Below are 17,090 nucleotides of genomic sequence, written 5' to 3' on the forward strand. Positions count from 1 at the left end.
CGGTCTGACCTGCCCAGCTCGGTAAAACAACGGCGTCCTGAGCGCCGCCGATGGATATATGCCATCGGTGGCCGCCAGGACGCCGTTGTTTTACCGTCTAGGTCTTCTACTGCGGTGCGGTGGAGCCGCGGGGGACCAGTTCCACCGGCAGGATCACGTCGGCGGGCCGCTCGTCCGGGTGGGCGATGTTCTCCAGCAGCAGTCGGACGCCGGCGGCGCCGATCTCGTGGGCGGGCGTGACGACGGTGGTCAGCGGGACCGGGAGCTGGGCGGCGACCGGGATGTCGTTGTAGCCCACCAGGCCGAGCTGATCCGGGATGGACAGGCCTCGGTCGCGGGCGACGCCGAGGATGCCGATCGCGATGGAGTCGCTGGCCGCGAAGATCGCGTCCGGCGGGGCGGGGGCGTCCAACAGGCGGTGGGCGGCCTCGATGCCGCCGGCCACGTCGAAGGCGGTGTGGGTGACGTGCTCGGCTTGGAGCGAGACGCCGGCGTCGGCCATCGCGGCGACGAACCCGGCGAGGCGGTCGTTGCCGGTGGTGGCGTGCGGCGGACCGCCCACCACGGCCGGGCGGCGGTAGCCGCAGTCGAGTAGGTGCCGGCCGGCGAGCACGCCGCCGAGGTGGTCGTCGCCGCCCACGTACGGCAGCCCGGAGTCGGCATGCCGGTTGAGCGCGATGGCGGGCACCGAGAGCCCGAGGTCGGCCACGAACTCGGCGGCGGGGCTGTGCAGGCTGCTGAGCAGCAGACCGTCCACCTGGCGGCCGGTCAGCAGGTCGATGGCGGCGCGCTGATCGGCCGGGTGGTCGGGCGGACTGCTCAGCAGCAGCGAGTAGCCCGCCGTGCGCGCGGCCTCCTCGGCGCCCTGATAGATGGTTGCGACCACGCCGTCGGTGAGCCGCGGCATCACCGCGCCGATGGTGGTGGTGCGTCGGGTGCGCAGGCTCGCGGCCCAGAGATTGGGGCGATAGCCGAGTTCGTCGGCCACCGCACGGATCCGGAGCGCCGAGTCCGACCAGCCGTCGACCGGCTCGGTCTGGCGCAGCACCCGCGACACCGTCGAGGTGTGCACCCCGGCGCGGTCGGCGATCTCCTTCATCGTCGGCGGCCGGGCGCTGCGCCTGGATGCGGACATCTCGGGGCCTTTCGGTGGTGGGGATTGACCCGATGGTGCGTGGCTGGTTAACCTCATTTCAACACGGCGCAATCGATTGCGCAAAGGATTGCGAGATCGTCGCGGCCGTGCGCTACAGCTTTCGCACCGGAGAAGGAAACCGCCATGGCCGACACGCGCACCGTCACCGAACTCTTCGCCCTCGACACCCTCCTGCACGACGACGAACGGCAGATCCGGGACACCGTCCGGCAGTTCGGCAACGAGAAGATCCGTCCGCACATCGCCGACTGGTTCGACGAGGCGCGGATCCCGGTGCGTGAGCTCGCGAAGGAGCTCGGCGGCCTCGGCGTGCTCGGCATGCACCTGGAGGGCTACGGCTGCGCCGGCATGAGCGCGGTGTCGTACGGGCTGGCCTGCCTGGAATTGGAGGCCATCGACTCGGGTATCCGCTCGCTGGTGTCGGTGCAGGGTTCGCTCGCGATGTTCGCCATCCACCACTGGGGCAGCGAGGAGCAGAAGGAGCACTGGCTCCCGCAGATGGCGGCCGGTGACGCGATCGGCTGCTTCGGTCTCACCGAACCCGACTTCGGCTCCGATCCCGGCGGCATGCGCACCCGGGCCGTCCGCGACGGCGGCGACTGGGTGCTCAACGGCACCAAGATGTGGATCACCAACGGCTCCGTCGCCGACGTCGCCGTGGTGTGGGCCAACACCGACCTGGAGGAGGGCTCGCGGGGCATCCGCGGCTTCGTCGTGCCCACCGATACGCCGGGCTTCTCGGCGCCGGAGATCCGCGCCAAGATGTCGCTGCGCGCGTCGGTGACCTCCGAGCTGGTCCTGGAGAACGTGCGGTTGCCCGAGTCGGCGATGCTGCCGAAGGCCGCCGGTCTGCGCGGTCCGCTGTCGTGCCTGAACGAGGCGCGCTTCGGCATCATCTTCGGCGCGATCGGCGCCGCGCGCGACTGCCTGGAGACCGCCGTCGACTACGCGTCGACCCGTCTCGTCTTCGACAAGCCGCTCGCCGCCTACCAGCTGACGCAGGCCAAGCTCGCCGACATGGCGCTGGAGGTGGGTAAGGGCCACCTGCTGGCGTACCAGCTCGGACGGCTCAAGGATGCGGGCGAGGTGGAGCCGGCACAGGTCAGCCTCGGCAAGCTGAACAACACCCGCGAGGCCATCAAGGTGGCGCGCGAATGCCGAACCATTTTGGGGGCCAACGGCATCACGCTCGCGTACCCGGCGATTCGGCACGCCAACAACCTCGAGTCGGTGCTCACCTACGAGGGCACCTCCGAGGTGCACCAGCTGAGCATCGGCCGCGCTCTCACCGGCGCCTCGGCCTTCCGGTGACCGACACCGCGGGCGCGCTCGACGGCCTGGTGATCGCCGACTTCGGTCGAGTGCTGGCCGGTCCGTACGCCACCATGTTGCTCGCCGACCTCGGCGCCGAGGTGATCAAGGTGGAGCGGCCCGACGGCGGCGACGACACCCGCTCGTGGGGCCCGCCGTTCGCCCACGGGCAGGCCACCTACTTTCAGGCGGCCAACCGGAACAAGATCTCGCGAGCGCTGAACCTGCGCGACGACGACGATCTCGCAGCCGCCCGGGAGCTCGCCGCGCGCGCCGACGTGGTGGTGGAGAACTTCCTGCCCGGCGCCATGGACCGGTTGGGTCTGGGTTACGCGGCGGTGGCCGAGGCCAACCCGGGAGTGGTCTACTGCTCGATCACCGGTTTCGGCGGACACAACGACCTGCCCGGCTACGACCTGCTGGTGCAGGCGGTCGGCGGCCTGATGAGCGTCACCGGGCCGTCGCCGGACGAGCCGACCAAGGTGGGCGTCGCGCTGGTCGACGTGGTGACCGGGCTGCACGCAGCGGTCGGGATCCTGGCGGCGCTGCGGCACCGGGATGCCACCGGCCGCGGTCAGCGCATCGAGGTGAACCTGCTGTCGTCGTTGCTGTCGGCCCTGGTCAATCAGGCGTCGGGCTACGTGGGCGCGGGCGTGGTCCCGCGGGCGATGGGTAACAAGCACCCGAGTATCGCGCCCTACGAACTGGTGCCGACCGCCGATCGGGCGTTGGCGCTGGCCGTCGGGAACGACCGTCAGTTCCGCGCGCTGGTCACCGAACTCGGCGCCGCCGCGATGGCCGACGACCCGCGCTTCGGCACCAACACCGAACGGGTGGCGCACCGCGGCGCACTGCTCGAGGGGTTGACGCCGCTGCTCGCCGCGGACACCGCCGACGGCTGGTTCGGCCGCCTCACCGCGGTGGGCGTGCCGTGCGGTCCGGTGAACGACCTCGGGGAGGCGTTCGCCCTCGCGGAGCGGCTCGGCCTGGCGCCGATCGTCGAGATCGACGATCCGCGGCGCGACGGCCCGGTGCGGACCGTCGCGCACCCGATCACCTTCTCAGAGACGCCGGCCACCTACCGGTCGGCGCCCCCGAGGCTCGGCGAAAGCTGAGGCACGCGGCGGCTACGGTCACCAATCCCAGATGAGGGTGCCGCCCGGCCCGGTCCGACAGGTGCCGATCGCCTCGGTTCGGGCGATCTGCGCCCGGGCGCCGGGTTCGTCGCAGCTCGATCCGGGTTCGACAGCCGGGCGTGACTTATGCGTCAGGTCGGTCCAGGCTTCGTTCAGCGCGCTGCAGTAGAGCGTGCCGTCGTCGGAGTAGTCGTCGAACTGATCGGCACCGCACGGCTGACCTTCGACCGGTGCGGGCGTGACCGGCACGGTGACCGTCTCGGTCGGAGTCTGAGCCTGGACCGTCGGGGTGCTCGGCGTCGTCGTGGTCGTCACCGTGTGGGTGCTCGACGGTGCCGCAACCGTCGAGGCGGAGTTGTCCGACTGCCCGCTGCGAAAGACGAAGGTGCCCGCAGCCACGAGCGCGATGGCGGCGACGATGACGGCCCCCGGCAGAAGCCATTGGCTGCGGCCGGTGGTCGTGGTGTGCGCATGGCGCACGGCCGGTGCGGAGCCGACCAGGGTCGGGGAGTACGCCGGGCCGCCGGCGGGCACCGCACTGGGTTGGGCGGCGGCGGAGAGCGCCGCGACGAACTCGGCGCAGGCGCCGTAGCGCGAGGCCGGATCCTTGGCGAGTGCGCGTGCGAAGACCGCGTCCCACCCGGCCGGGACGTGCGGTGCCACGGTGGAGATCGGCGGGACCGGTCGGTGCAGGTGCGCTGCCATGAGCGCCGAGATCGAGGTCTCGGTGAACGGCGGACGGCCGGCGAGCAGGTGGTAGGCGGTGCAGGCCAGCGAGTAGATGTCCGACCGGTTGTCGACGGGAGAACCGTCGATCGCTTCGGGACTGATGTACGACATGGTGCCGATGGTCATGCCGGTCGCGGTGAGCGACGTCGATTCCTCGGCGGCCTTGGCGATCCCGAAGTCGGCGAGCTTCACGGCGTCGAGCTCCGGAGGGTTCGCGTCGCGATCCCACGAGACCAAGATGTTGCCGGGCTTCACATCCCGGTGGGTGACCTTCTGGGTGCGCCACGCGTAGTCAAGGGCTGCGCCCGCCCCGGCGATCAGCGGCAGAACCAGATCCACGGGCAGCGGACCCCGCGACTGCACGAGGGCGCCGGCATCGGTGCCGTCGACGAATTCCATGGCGATCCAGAGGCTGCCGTCGTGCTCACCGCGGTCGTACACGGTGACGATGTTGGGGTGCGACAGCTGCGCGAGCAGGTCCGCTTCGCGCGCGAAGCGGGCGGTGAAGTCGTCGCTTCGGGAGAGCGCGACGGGCCGCAGTTTCAGCGCGTCCCGGCGCGGCAGACGCGGATGCTCGACCAGGAACACCTGACCCATGCCGCCCGCGCCGAGCGGGCGCACGATTTTATAGCCGGCGATGGCGCTGGTCATGAAGGTTGCTTCTCCCTCGATGCGAGAACCGCGACCGACCCCAAGGCTGGGGTCGGTCGCGGACACTTCGACTCGTCCTACTTGGTCAGGTTGACCGTCACACCGTCGGAGAACATGGAGTCGTGCAGCTCCAGGCTCTGGGCCGTGGCGTCCTTCGGCATGTCGAAGACCAGCTTGACGTCAACGCTGTTGCCCGGGTTGATGCTGTCCCAGACCGCGATGTCGGTGTCGCCCAACGCGATCTGCGCGGTGGAGTCGCTCTCGAAGGTGCGACCCTGACTGTCCTTCAGCTTCTGCTCGCTGGGGCTGAACGACTGGGGCTTGTCACCGGTGTTGGACACCGTCAGCGTGACGACCACGAACTGGCCCTGGGCCTGCTCGGTGAGGTACGGGTTGTCGCCGACCTCGGACAAGCCCGACTCGACGCCTGTGACGGTGAATTCGAACTTCCCGTCGCGCACCGGGGTGTTGAGGCCGGCGGTCTTGCCCTTGTCGTCGGACTTGTTGCCGTTTTCCGACGTGCTGGACGAGGAATCGGCGGAGTCCTCGGCGGTTTCGCCTCCACTGGTTGCGCCGATGATGATGCCGATGACCACCAGGACTCCGAGGACGATCCAGAGCCACTTGCGGCTCTTCTTCACCGGCGGAGGGGCCGGGGGCGGTAGTAGCCGGAGGCGGTGTGCCGGGCGGGGGAGGAGTCGTCATGTGTTTCCTTCTTCTGACGGCCAGAGCGTGATCTGGAACATGCTGGAGGATATGTGATGCCTCCGACACTGTCGGCGTGTCGTCCGAACGGCCGACATGCTCGCGGTCCGTCGTGCGGCGCGCCACAGGCGACGCGCCGGGGCCGCCCGCGCGGGTAACGTTCGACGGCCGGAGCACGACATACCGGCCAACAGCACGTCGGAGAAGTTCCGGGGAGGAGAGCCATGTCATCGCTATCCAACGATCGGGGTCGACGGCGCTCTGGACGCGAGGTCGCCCGCACCGTGTGGGGACGTCTCCGTGCCCCGCGGTCCCTGGCCGCCGACCGCGAGCGCCTGGTGACGACGGAAGAATTCCGTCGCCTGCGCCGCGCTGCGTGAGTCCTCGCCGCCGCTGTTCGTCTGATTCGGGCACAGTGGAGGCGTGAAGTCTGTCCTCGCCACGTTCCGTCGTTCGCCCGGCTCGATCGTCGCCGCGCTTCGCGCCGCGACCCTCCGGCAAGCCGTGGTGGCGTTCCTGGTGGCCGCCGTGATGTTGGTCCTCGTCGGACTGGCGACCGTGCTGATCCCCAACTCTCTGTTCAGCCGGGAGATCCCGCCGACGGCGTGGAACTATCCGGTGTGGATTCTCACCGCGGTGCTGGCGGGTCTCCTCGCCGCCACCTATGTGATGGACAAGGACGCGCCCGCGGTGGAGCAGACCGATCGGGAAGGGCGCTGGGGCATCCTCGGCGCGGGCCTCACCTGGTTCGCCGTCGGTTGCCCGGTGTGCAACAAGATCGCTTTGCTCGCGCTCGGTTACTCCGGTGCGCTGGCCTGGTTCGCGCCGTTGCAGCCGGTGTTGGCGGTCGCCGCCCTGCTGCTGCTGTGGTTCGCACTGGCCCGACGACTCGAAGGCGCGCAGATGTGCGCGCTCCCGCCGGTGGCCGCGGGGGCGACCGGCTAGCTGCTCGGTGCCGTGCGCACGCGCACGCTGATTCCGCCGATCTCCACCACGTCGCCGTCGTGCAGCTGCCGTCCGCGGCGGGTCTCCAGCTCGTCGTTCACGGTGACGAGCCCGTCGGCGAGGACCATTTTGGCGTCGGCGCCGGTCTCGATCAGACTGGCCAGCTTCAAGAACTGGCCCAGGCGGATGCTGTCGTCGCGAATCTCGATGTCGTCCACCCGGCCCATTGTGCCCCGGGCGGCCCGCCCGGCCCGCCTCTGCTGACCGCATCACCGCGGTGACGTGTGTTACCGGGCGGTACAGTCGGCGTCGTGACCGGCCTACACTCGGTGTCATGACCGCGATCGAATTCACGCCCACCGCCGACCTCGTCGACCAGATCGGCGACGACGTCCGCAGTTGCGACACCCAGTTCACCCAGTACGGCGGTAACCGCGAGTTCGTCGGCGTGGTGACGACGGTGCGCTGCTTCCAGGACAACGCGCTGCTCAAGTCCATCCTGTCCGAGCCGAACCCGGGCGGTGTCCTGGTGATCGACGGCGGCGGCTCGCTGCACACCGCGCTGGTCGGCGACATCATCGCCGAACTGGGCCGCAGCAACGGCTGGGCCGGGATCGTCGCCAACGGCGCCATCCGCGACGCCAAGACCATCGGCACCATGGCCATCGGCGTGAAGGCCCTCGGCACCAACCCGCGCAAGTCGTCCAAGACCGCGGTCGGCGAGCGCGACGTGCCGGTGGAGCTGGGCGGCATCGTCTTCACCCCCGGCGACCACCTCTATTCCGACGACGACGGCATCGTCGTCGTGACGCCCTGACGCGCACCAGCCCGTTTCCCACCTGAACTGGAGAAGAACCATGGCTAAGCCCACCCCCGCGTATTTCAAGCGATTGGCCGCCCTCGCGGCGATCGACGACCCCGCCGACCGCCCGGCCAAGCCGGTACTCGAAGCCTTCAGCGGCGCCGAGATGGCAACCATCCCGGTGGCCGCGGTCGAGGACCTGGAGCTGGCCGTCGAGCGTGCCCGCTTGGCGCAGGTCGAGTGGTCGCAGCGCAGCGCTGCCGAGCGTGCCGCCGTGCTGAGCCGCTTCTCCGAGCTGGTGTACGACAACGCCGACGCGCTGATGGACATCGCGCAGGCCGAGACCGGCAAGGCGCGCATCTACGCCCAGGAAGAGGTCCTGGACGTGGCGCTCACCGCGCGCTACTACGCCACCCACGGCCCCAAGATGCTGGCCGAGCGCAAGGTGCCCGGCATGATCCCGGGCGCCACCGACGTTCGCGTCCGCTTCCAGCCCAAGGGCGTGGTCGGCGTGATCAGCCCGTGGAACTACCCGCTGACCCTGGCCGTGTCCGACGCGGTCGCCGCGCTCGTCGCCGGCAACGCCGTGGTGATCAAGCCGGACAGCAACACCCCGTACTGCGCGCTGGCCCTGGCCGAGCTGCTGTACCAGGCGGGTCTGGCCCGCGAGCTGTTCGCCGTGGTCCCCGGGCCGGGTTCGGTGATCGGCCAGGCCATCGTGGAGAACACCGACTACCTGATGTTCACCGGCTCCTCGGCCACCGGCGCGCTGCTGGCGCAGCAGGCGAGCAAGCGCCTCATCGGCTTCTCCGCGGAGCTCGGCGGCAAGAACCCGATGATCATCACCGCCGACGTCGACATCGACCGCGCCGTCGAGGGCGCCGCTCGCGCCTGCTTCTCCAACTCGGGTCAGCTGTGCATCTCGATCGAGCGGATCTACGTCGACGCGTCGATCGTCGACGAATTCACGAGCAAGTTCGCCGACTACGTCGAGAAGATGAACCTCTCGGCCAGCTACGACCTGTCGGCCGACATGGGCTCGCTCGCCTCCGCCGACCAGGTGAAGACGCTGGAAGAGCACGTCGACGACGCGGTGTCGAAGGGTGCGACGGTGCTGGCCGGCGGCCGCAAGCGCGCCGACCTCGGGCCGTTCTTCTATGCCCCCACAGTGCTCACCGACGTCACCGAGGACATGCTGTGCTTCCGTGACGAGACCTTCGGCCCGCTGGTGTCGATCTACCCGGTGGCCTCGATCGACGAAGCCGTCGAGCGCGCCAACGACACCGAGTACGGCCTCAACGCGAGCGTTTTCGCCGGGAGCAGCGCTCTGGCGCAGCGGATCGCCGAGCGCCTGCGCGCCGGCACCGTGAACATCAACGAGGGCTACGCCGCGGCCTGGGGTTCCACGGCCGCGCCGATGGGCGGCATGGGCAAGTCCGGTGTGGGTCGCCGCCACGGCGAGGAGGGTCTGCACAAGTACACCGAACCGCAGACCATCGCCGCCCAGCGTTTCATCGGCCTGGACGGGATGGCGGGCGTGCCGCGCAACGTCTTCCTCAAGCTGACGCCGCTGGCGATCCGCACCCTGAAGTACCTGCCGGGTCGGTAAGCCGACCGGCTGTTGCCGTCGACGCGCGCTGGCTCAGGCGCGTCGGCGGCAGCGTCGTGTCATGGCCACGATCAGCGCGATGACGGCCACCAGCGCGGCGACCATGCCCGGGGTGATCCGATCGCCCGGCAGCTGGGTGGGCGACGTGCGCCGCAGCTGCGTGAACGCCTCGCGCGCCGCATCGGCCTGCGCGACCGAATCGGCCGGCCGTGCCGCGGGCGCGGCGGGCTTCGGGGCTTCCGCCGTGGGAGCTTCTGTCTGAGGAGCTTCGTCGGCCGGCGGCACCGCCTTCGCGGCTGGGACCGCCTTCTTGGCAGGGGCCTTTTTCGCCGGCGCCTTGGCGGGCGCCGCCTTCTTGGCAGGGGCCTTCTTCGCCGGGGCCTTCTTGGCAGGAGCCTTCTTGGCGGGGGCCTTCTTCGCCGGAGTCTTCTTGGCGGGCGCCTTCTCGGCGGGGGCTTGCTCAGCGGCCGGGGTCGGCTCGGCGTCGTCGTTCCGGCCGATGGGCGCGGTGGATTCGTTGTCGGCCACGGTGGGCGTCTCCTTACGGGTGGACGTTCAGGCGGGCCAGCAGATCGTTGTCGATCGCGGTCAGCTCATTGCTGATCGCCCGCTGCGCGGCACGACGCTGCGCCGGGGGCATGGTGTCGGCGGCATCGGCGGCCACCACCAGATTGTTCAGCCGACCCAGCATGGTGTTGACGAAGGCGGCGCTCTCCGGCGTCGAGTCGGCCTCGCCCACCTTCTGCGCGGTCTCCTGGGCGGTGGAGATGCGGGCGCGCAGGGCGGCACTGGGGCCGCCGAACTGGGTCAGGGTCGCGGCGGGAACGCCCGCCCGGCGTGCCTGCAACGCGGTGATCTCCGAGCGCGCGGCCACGGCGCCGCGGTACAGGATCGGCCCGGCGATGGGCGCGAGGATGCGTCCGACGGTCAGGTAGCGACGGACCTTCGCCGGATTCAGCAGCGACTGCTTCTCGGCGACTTTCGCTTGTGCCGCAACGGTTTTCGCCTCGGCGGCGGCCACCTTCTGCTGGGCCTTGCCCGCGCTCTTGGTGGTCTTGCGCTCGGCCTTGTGCGCCTTGGCCTGGTACTTGTGCTCGGTCTTCAACGCCTTCTTGTGGCGCCTGGCTTCTTCCTGCGCGCCGACCTTGGCTTCCAGCTGGACGCGGGTCTTGACGGCCTTCTCTTCCGCCTTGCGGATCTTGGCTTCGGCCTTGCGCTGCACGCGCGAGGCCCGGCGGGACGACAAGAGACCCATGGTGTCCTTTCCTGCGGAAGACCGGCGCGCAGCGCCTGACTGATACCAGCATTGCATAGTGTCTCTAGGGAATGAGACGGTGGCGCAGCGTTGCCACATCGGTGATGAGCGGAATGAGAGGTAGGCGGCAGGTGGGTTCAGCGGTCCTCGGTGCACGAGACCTGGCCGGGTGCGAACACCGGTTGGCGCTGGACTCCGCAGCGCGCGCAGCCGGCGACGGAGCGCAGGCGCTGGAGACGCCCGAGGCACGCCGCCGGATCGAGGCCGCGCAAGCCCACCGCGCGCAGGTCGTCGAGCAACTCCGCGACCTCCTCGAGTCGGAACCGGCCACCGTCGTCGTGATCGACGACGATCTGCCGCAGCGCCGCCGCGCCGAACTGACCATGCAGGCCTGCGCCGACGAGGTCGACTGGATCTTCACCGCCGCGCTGCCGGCCGATGTCGAGGCCGGCCGGCGCGGACATGCCGAGGCGCTGATCCGCAGCGGCAACGGCTACCTGCCGATGATCATCGTCAACCACCGGATCACCACCCCGGTGAAGGGCGAACGGGATCCGGAGGTTCCGATCACGCTGCAGACCAGCCCGCTCGGGCCCTGGCGGCCCGCGCCCGACGCGACGCGGAGTGTGCGGAGCAACCGCCGCGATGCGCTGCGGTTGGCGCAGTTGGCCGCGATGCTCGAGGCGGCGGGTCTGGCGCCGTCGGACGATCGCGCCGACTGGGTGGGTGTGGTGATCGGCGTCGACGCCGACTGCATGCTCGTCGTGCCCCTCGGAGCCGTGATGGACGAGTACGACGCGACCTTCGCGCGTCGTCGTGCGGTGGCGGAGGGAACGATCGCCACCATCCCCCGCCGCATCAACGAGTGCCGGAGCTGCGACTGGTGGCCGCAGTGCGAAGCGCAGCTGGTGGCGGCCGACGACGTGAGCCTGGTGGTCGGCGGCACCGGCACCGCGGCACTCACCGCCGCGGGGATCACCACCGTGGAACAGCTGGCCGAGTACCGGGGCGACGCGCCGCCGGACTGGCCGGGCAACCTGGCCTTCCTGGATGCGGTGGTCGCGGCGAACTGTCGTCGACTGGATGTGCCCCTGGTCCGACGACTCGACCGGCCCGCGGTGCACCGCGCCGACATCGAGGTGGACGTCGACATGGAGAGCTACGGGGAGCGCGGCGCCTACCTGTGGGGCACGCTCCTGACCGACCGTTCGACGCCGGAGCGCGGCGCCCAGTACCTGCCCTTCGTCACCTGGGATCCGTTGCCGACGTTCGACGAGGGGCATGCCTTCGGCCGCTTCTGGTCGTGGCTCACCGAGCGTCGTCGTCTGGCCCGCGAGGCCGGGAAGACCTTCGCCGCCTACTGCTACTCCGAGCAGGCCGAGAACCGGTGGCTGCGGGCCAGTGCGGACCGGTTCGCCGGACTCCCCGGCGTCCCGACGCGCGCCGAGGTGGACTCGTTCATCGCCTCCGACGAGTGGGTGGACATCTATGTCGCGGTGAACCGCAACTTCATCTGCCCCAACGGCAAGGGTCTCAAGCGGATCGCACCGGTCGCCGGCTTCTCCTGGCACGACGCCGAGGCCAGCGGCGAGGCGTCGATGGAGTGGTACGCGGCGGCCGTCGGTCTCGACGGCGGCGTCACCGACGTGAGCCAGCGCGACCGGCTGCTGCGGTACAACGAGGACGATGTGCAGGCCACCAAGGTGCTGCGCGAGTGGCTGACGTCCGAGCAGATCCTGCGCCTGCCGACCGTGCCCGAACTCCTCGGCTGACCGCTGGGGGATTCAGCCGTCGGCCGAGGTCAGTGGACGGAGGTGTCGACGGGTTCGGGTGTCGACATCGCGGCTTCCCGGGCACGACGACGACGGGTCGCGACGATCACCGCGGTACCGATGGCGAGCATCGCGGCCACCGCGACGAGCGTGCCGATCAGCAGCGGTGTGCCGGCGCCGATCAGGCCGTCGACCAGCAGCCAGACCGCGAAGCCGAAGAACAGCGCAGCCGCGACGAGCGCGATGACGCGTTCGGGCAGATGTTTGCCGAGCAGTCGGCCCACGGCGATGGCGAGGGCGTCGGCGGCGACCATGCCGATCGTCGACCCGATCCAGATGCCGAGCCAGTTGTTGTCGGTGGCCAGGGTGATGGTGGCGAACATGGTCTTGTCGCCGAGTTCGGCCAGCATGAACGCGCTCATCACGGCTAGGAAGACCGAGCCGCTGACCCGCGCGGCGCGGGAGGTCTCGTCGTCGGACAGTTCGTCGCCGCGCAGAGTCCACAGCGCGAAGGCGAGCATCGCCAGGCCGCCGGCCACCGACATCAGGTCGGTGGGGATCGACGCCCCGAGGAAGTGGCCGAAGAACACCGAAATGGCGTGGACCAGTGTGGTTGCGACGAGGATCGCACTCAGCACCACCCACCAGCGGTACCGGATGGCGTAGGTCAGGGCCATCAGCTGCGACTTGTCGCCGAGTTCGGCGACGAAGATCACGCCGAATCCCAGGAGAGTCGCGGTCATCATGGAGGTCAGGCTAGGCAGCGCTGGATACCGGTCGCAACACTCGTCACCGCCACATCTGCGCAGGTCGGAGGGCCATAATCGGGGTTTCGGCCACCCGGACCCGTTGGTGGCGGCGGTGCGGCGTTTTGCGGGTCGGTGGAACACACCAGGCACAATGGCCGGGTGACATCCTCGACCCCCGATCTGCGTGCCCGCGCGATCACCGGACCCCTGCGCCCGCTGGAGATCGCGATCGTCGCGATCCTGTCGGGTTTGACGGTGGTGGCGGTGGTGGTGGCCGCGGTGATTCCGATGGCGACCGCCGCCGGCCTGTTCGCGCCGGTGCCGATCGCGCTGGTCGCCGCCCGCACTCGCCCGCGCGCCGTCGTGGCGGCCTCGGTCACCTCCACCGCGGTGACCTTCGCCGTGGCCGGCATGGGGGCGGCGCTGTCGGTGCTGGCCGCCGCGGTGGTCGGCGGAGTGGTCGGCGAAGTGAAACGTCGCGGCGGGGGCCTCGCGGTGCTCACCGCGGCGTCGCTGATCGTCGCGCCGGTGATGGCGTCGTTCTCCGTGCTGGTGCTGTGGGTGCTGGTGCCGCTGCGCGAACTCGCGCTGGAAGTGCTCAAGAACTTGATCGAGGGCGTCGGCAAAGCCGTCGTCTGGGTCGGTGAGCGGGTCGGCGCCGACATCTCCGGGGTGGGCGACTGGTTCGCCGGTCTGGCCCGGAACATCGTCGATCACTGGTGGATCTGGCTGTGGGTGTCGGGCACCGTCGGCACGTTGCTGTCGTTGTTGGTGGCCTGGTGGATCCTCAAGGGCGTGGTGAACCGCCTGGCCCACATCAAGATGCAGGACACCCTGGAATCGCATCGCGACCTGGAGGTCGACGAGGCGGTCGATCCTCTTCCGCTACGGATGGTCGGGGTGGGCTATCGCTATCCCGGCACCGAGGTCGACGTCCTGACCGGCATCGACCTGACGCTCATCCAGGGCGAGTTCGTCGCCGTCGTCGGCGCCAACGGTTCGGGGAAGTCGACGCTGTCCAAGCTGCTGGCAGGCACGCCCGCGACCATCGGCGTCATCGACCGCCCGGGCGACCCCGGCCTCGGTCGGCGCGGCGGCACGGCCATGGTGCTGCAGCGGCCGGAAGCTCAGATGCTGGGCTCGCGCGTCGCCGACGACCTCGTGTGGGGTCTTCCGGCCGACCAGGAAGTGGACGTCGAGGGCCTGCTCGCCGAGGTGGGTCTCTCCGGGCTGGCCGAGCGCGAGACGTCGGACCTGTCCGGCGGCCAGCAGCAGCGGCTGGCCGTGGCGGCGGCGCTGGCCCGGGAGCCGCGCTTGCTGATCGCCGACGAAGTCACCTCGATGGTGGACCCGGAGGGCCGTCGCGAACTCATCGAGATCCTCGCCGACCTGCCTCGACGACGCGGCATCTCCGTCGTGCTGATCACCCATCGCGACGCCGAGGCGCGCGCCGCCGACCGGGTGATCCACCTGGAAGCCGGGCGGATCGTGACGCACCATCCCGACTGGATGCGGCCCGAGGCGCACACGCCCGTGCTGCCCGCCGTCCACTACGGCGAGCCGCTGCTCGAGATCAACGACGTCTCGCACACCTACCTCGCGGGTTCGCCGTGGGAGGTCACCGCGCTGCACCGGGTGGATCTGGTGGTCAATCGCGGGGACGGGGTGCTCATCGTCGGCGGCAACGGCTCCGGCAAGACCACCCTGGCCTGGATCATCGCCGGTCTCATCGCGCCCAGCAGCGGGGAAGTGGTGCTCGACGGCGCACCGATGACGGAGCAGATCGGCGCCATCGGCCTCGGCTTCCAGCACGCGCGTCTGCAGTTGCAGAAGACCACGGTGAGCGACGAGATCATGGCCGTCGGCGGCGAATCGGTCGGCACTCTCGAGGTGGCCCGCGTCCTGGACCTGGTGGCCCTGCCGCGCGAGATCGCGGCGCGCCGCGTGGACTCGCTGTCCGGCGGCCAGATGCGGCGCGTGGTGTTGGCCTCGCTGGTGGCGTCCGAGCCCAAGGTGTTGGTGCTCGACGAGCCGCTGGCCGGTCTCGACCCGGGCGCGCGCGAGGAGGTCCTCGACGTGCTGGCCGGGCTGCGCCACCGCGGCATCACAATCATCATCATCTCGCACGATCTGGAAGCCCTCGACCGCGTCTGCAACCGGCGAGTGGAACTGGTCGCCGGCGTTCTGGAGGCACGACGATGACCCTGCGCACCCCGCCCCTGCGGCAACTCCCCGGCGACTCGGTGATTCACCGACTGTGGGCCGGCACCAAGCTGATCATCGTGCTGACCCTGGGCGTCATGACCTGGGTGCTGCCGACCTGGCCGAGCCTGGCGTTCGTGGCTCTGTTCGTGGTGATCTTCGCCCTGCTTGCGGGTATCCCGATGGGCGCGATCCCGCGGCCGCCCTGGTGGTTCTGGGCCCTGATCGGGGTCGGCATGGCGGTCACCGCGGTCTCTTCGGGCGGCGCGGGTGTGCTGACCTTCCTGCGCGGCACGGCCCTGGGCCTGATCGTGCTCGCGATGAGCATCATGGTGGTGTGGACCACGCCGATGGCCGAGATCGCCCCGGCGATCGCCCGGCTGATGGCGCCGCTGCGCCTGCTGCGGCTGCCGGTCGACGAGTGGGCCGTCTGCATCGCACTGTCGTTGCGTGGGTTGCCGCTGCTGATGGAGGAGATGCGGATGCTGCGCGCCTCCTATCGCCTGCGCCCCACGTCGAACGCCAATTCCGGGCACCCGTCGGCGGAGATGTCGATCATCGACATGGTGGTCGCGGCGATGAGTTCGGCGATGCGTCGGGCCGCGGAGATGGGCGAGGCGATCACCGCGCGCGGCGGCACCGGTCGGCTGACCGCCTACCCGTCCCGGCCGGGGAGGGCCGACGTGGTCGCGCTGGTCTTGACCGCGCTCGCGTGCGCCGGTGCCATCACGCTGACCGTGCTGCTCTAGGGTCGACGGTGAGTGCGCAGGGGCGCACCGGGTTACGCGGAGCTGCGAGAATCTAGGGGAGTACGAATGACCGATCAGCCCGATGGCCTGTCCGTGCCCGGCGGCAAGATCTCGCTGTGGAAATATCTCGGCATATTCGTCGGAGTTGCCGTACTGGCGTCCCTGTTCATGGCGATGCTGGAGTCGCTGCTCGACACCGACGTGGCCTTTGTGAGCCTGCTGGTCCCGCTGTTCGCGGTGATGACGGCCATCGACGTCTTTGTGAAAGACCACCTGAGGGTCCCGACCAACGACGAGAAGTGGTGGCTCATCTGGTGGTCGTTCGGTGTCTCGGTGGCGTGGAGTCTGGTGGTCCTGGTGGTGCTGGTGCTGATGTACGACGACGCCTTCTTGAGTGACATGCCCGGGATCCTGACGGTGGCGTTGGTAGTGGGTGTGGTGCTGACGTTCCTCGTGATCTGGGCGGGTTACGCCGGCTGGCCCAAGCGTGCACTGGCCAACCGGCACAAGTACCTCCAACGGCAGGCTGCGAAGGGGCGTTAGCCCCGGGTACCCGACGATGCGGCGACGGCGGCCACCTCGAAAGGTGACCGCCGTCGGTCGTCGTGCAGTGCTGCGTGTCAGGCGGGGACGATGAGGCCCTTGCCCTGGCTGGTGGCGCGAGCGTAACGCTCGGACGCGTCGTCCCAGTTGACGACGTTCCACCAGGCCTTGACGTACTCCGGCTTCACGTTCTGGTAGTCGAGGTAGAAGGCGTGCTCCCACATGTCCAGCATGACGACCGGGATCAGGGCGGCGGAGGTGTTGCCGCTCTGGTCGGTCAGCTGCTGGATCACCAGGCGGTCACCGATGGTGTCGTAGCCGAGGATGGCCCAGCCGCTGCCCTGCAGGGTGGTGGCTGCCGCGGTGAAGTGCGCCTTGAACGCTTCGAAGCCGCCGAAGTCGGTGCCGATGGCCTCGGCCAGCGCGCCGGTGGGCTCGCCGCCGCCGTTGGGCGACAGGTTCTTCCAGAAGATCGAGTGGTTGGTGTGACCACCGAGGTGGAACGACAGGTTGGCGGACAGTCCGTAGACCTTGCCTGCGATGTCACCGGCTTCGCGAGCGTCGGCCATCTTCTCCAGGGCGGTGTTCGCGCCGGCGACGTAGGTGGCGTGGTGCTTGCTGTGGTGCAGCTCCATGATCTTGCCGGAGATGTGCGGCTCCAGAGCGCCGTAGTCGTAATCGAGTTCGGGCAGGGTGTATTCAGCCACGATCTTCCTCTCTTCGGTTGTTTTTCCGGATTAAGTCCAGTTTCTACACTTCCCCAACCCCGGAAGGTT

The 17,090-nt window shown here is 69.6% G+C and carries 17 protein-coding genes; 9 read left to right on the top strand and 8 right to left on the bottom strand.

All coding sequences use genetic code 11. The features are described from left to right. Positions 1-106: 106 nt before the first annotated feature. Positions 107-1,135 carry a LacI family DNA-binding transcriptional regulator gene (locus MUG78_RS06290; RefSeq protein WP_246993272.1) on the bottom strand — a complete coding sequence of 343 codons (1,029 nt, stop codon included), beginning with the start codon at positions 1,133-1,135 and terminating at the stop codon, positions 107-109. Between the two features lie 144 nt (positions 1,136-1,279). Between MUG78_RS06290 and MUG78_RS06295 the strand changes: the two genes are divergently transcribed. Continuing rightward, on the top strand, positions 1,280-2,467 hold the full coding sequence (locus MUG78_RS06295; RefSeq protein WP_246993274.1) for an acyl-CoA dehydrogenase family protein: 1,188 nt from the start codon (positions 1,280-1,282) through the stop codon (positions 2,465-2,467). After that, positions 2,464-3,582, top strand: a complete 1,119-nt coding sequence (locus MUG78_RS06300) for a CaiB/BaiF CoA transferase family protein (RefSeq protein ID WP_246993276.1) — start codon at positions 2,464-2,466, stop codon at positions 3,580-3,582. Before MUG78_RS06295 ends, MUG78_RS06300 begins: the two co-directional genes overlap by 4 nt. An 18-nt stretch (positions 3,583-3,600) precedes the next feature. Here the strand turns inward: MUG78_RS06300 and MUG78_RS06305 are convergent, their stop codons facing one another. Beyond that, complete coding sequence (locus MUG78_RS06305; protein ID WP_246993278.1) at positions 3,601-4,983, bottom strand: serine/threonine-protein kinase; 1,383 nt, start codon at positions 4,981-4,983, stop codon at positions 3,601-3,603. 77 nt (positions 4,984-5,060) lie between these two features. Beyond that, on the bottom strand, positions 5,061-5,624 hold the full coding sequence (locus MUG78_RS06310; protein WP_308221338.1) for a DUF4352 domain-containing protein: 564 nt from the start codon (positions 5,622-5,624) through the stop codon (positions 5,061-5,063). A gap of 487 nt (positions 5,625-6,111) precedes the next feature. On the opposite strand from MUG78_RS06310, the gene MUG78_RS06315 reads away from it, so the two are divergent. Next, positions 6,112-6,633: a hypothetical protein gene (locus MUG78_RS06315; RefSeq protein WP_246993280.1), complete on the top strand. Its 522-nt coding sequence runs from the start codon at positions 6,112-6,114 to the stop codon at positions 6,631-6,633. On the opposite strand, the gene MUG78_RS06320 is transcribed toward MUG78_RS06315, so the two are convergent. Next, entirely contained in the window at positions 6,630-6,860 is a 231-nt protein-coding gene (locus tag MUG78_RS06320; RefSeq protein ID WP_246993281.1) for an RNA-binding S4 domain-containing protein, read from the bottom strand. The genes MUG78_RS06315 and MUG78_RS06320 overlap by 4 nt on opposite strands. Before the next feature lie 107 nt (positions 6,861-6,967). On the opposite strand from MUG78_RS06320, the gene rraA reads away from it, so the two are divergent. Next, complete coding sequence (rraA, locus tag MUG78_RS06325; protein ID WP_246993283.1) at positions 6,968-7,450, top strand: ribonuclease E activity regulator RraA; 483 nt, start codon at positions 6,968-6,970, stop codon at positions 7,448-7,450. A 40-nt stretch (positions 7,451-7,490) separates the two neighbouring features. Then, the gene (locus MUG78_RS06330; RefSeq protein WP_246993285.1) at positions 7,491-9,044 is read left to right on the top strand and encodes a succinic semialdehyde dehydrogenase; all 1,554 of its coding nucleotides are present in this window, start codon (positions 7,491-7,493) and stop codon (positions 9,042-9,044) included. Positions 9,045-9,077: 33 nt separating this feature from the next. Here the strand turns inward: MUG78_RS06330 and MUG78_RS06335 are convergent, their stop codons facing one another. Further along, the gene (locus tag MUG78_RS06335; RefSeq protein WP_246993287.1) at positions 9,078-9,572 is read right to left on the bottom strand and encodes a hypothetical protein; all 495 of its coding nucleotides are present in this window, start codon (positions 9,570-9,572) and stop codon (positions 9,078-9,080) included. Between the two features lie 13 nt (positions 9,573-9,585). Then, positions 9,586-10,299 carry a DUF6474 family protein gene (locus MUG78_RS06340; RefSeq protein WP_246993289.1) on the bottom strand — a complete coding sequence of 238 codons (714 nt, stop codon included), beginning with the start codon at positions 10,297-10,299 and terminating at the stop codon, positions 9,586-9,588. A 131-nt stretch (positions 10,300-10,430) separates the two neighbouring features. Between MUG78_RS06340 and MUG78_RS06345 the strand changes: the two genes are divergently transcribed. Then, entirely contained in the window at positions 10,431-12,071 is a 1,641-nt protein-coding gene (locus MUG78_RS06345; protein ID WP_246993291.1) for a TM0106 family RecB-like putative nuclease, read from the top strand. Positions 12,072-12,100: 29 nt separating this feature from the next. On the opposite strand, the gene MUG78_RS06350 is transcribed toward MUG78_RS06345, so the two are convergent. Next, positions 12,101-12,817: a TMEM165/GDT1 family protein gene (locus MUG78_RS06350; RefSeq protein ID WP_246993293.1), complete on the bottom strand. Its 717-nt coding sequence runs from the start codon at positions 12,815-12,817 to the stop codon at positions 12,101-12,103. Between the two features lie 162 nt (positions 12,818-12,979). Between MUG78_RS06350 and MUG78_RS06355 the strand changes: the two genes are divergently transcribed. The 3 genes from MUG78_RS06355 (at position 12,980) to MUG78_RS06365 (ending at position 16,314) form a co-directional block, all read left to right on the top strand. Further along, positions 12,980-15,022 carry an ABC transporter ATP-binding protein gene (locus tag MUG78_RS06355; protein ID WP_246993295.1) on the top strand — a complete coding sequence of 681 codons (2,043 nt, stop codon included), beginning with the start codon at positions 12,980-12,982 and terminating at the stop codon, positions 15,020-15,022. Next, positions 15,019-15,771 carry an energy-coupling factor transporter transmembrane component T family protein gene (locus MUG78_RS06360; RefSeq protein WP_246993297.1) on the top strand — a complete coding sequence of 251 codons (753 nt, stop codon included), beginning with the start codon at positions 15,019-15,021 and terminating at the stop codon, positions 15,769-15,771. The genes MUG78_RS06355 and MUG78_RS06360 overlap by 4 nt, the downstream gene beginning before the upstream one ends. Before the next feature lie 66 nt (positions 15,772-15,837). Next, positions 15,838-16,314 (top strand): ABZJ_00895 family protein, encoded by a 477-nt coding sequence (locus tag MUG78_RS06365; RefSeq protein ID WP_246993299.1) that lies wholly within the window; start codon positions 15,838-15,840, stop codon positions 16,312-16,314. A 77-nt stretch (positions 16,315-16,391) separates the two neighbouring features. Here MUG78_RS06365 and MUG78_RS06370 read toward each other — a convergent pair whose 3' ends face one another. Beyond that, entirely contained in the window at positions 16,392-17,021 is a 630-nt protein-coding gene (locus tag MUG78_RS06370; protein WP_246993301.1) for a superoxide dismutase, read from the bottom strand. Positions 17,022-17,090 lie beyond the last annotated feature (69 nt).

Source organism: Gordonia alkaliphila (assembly GCF_023017165.1).
Taxonomy (GTDB): Bacteria; Actinomycetota; Actinomycetes; order Mycobacteriales; family Mycobacteriaceae; genus Gordonia; species Gordonia alkaliphila.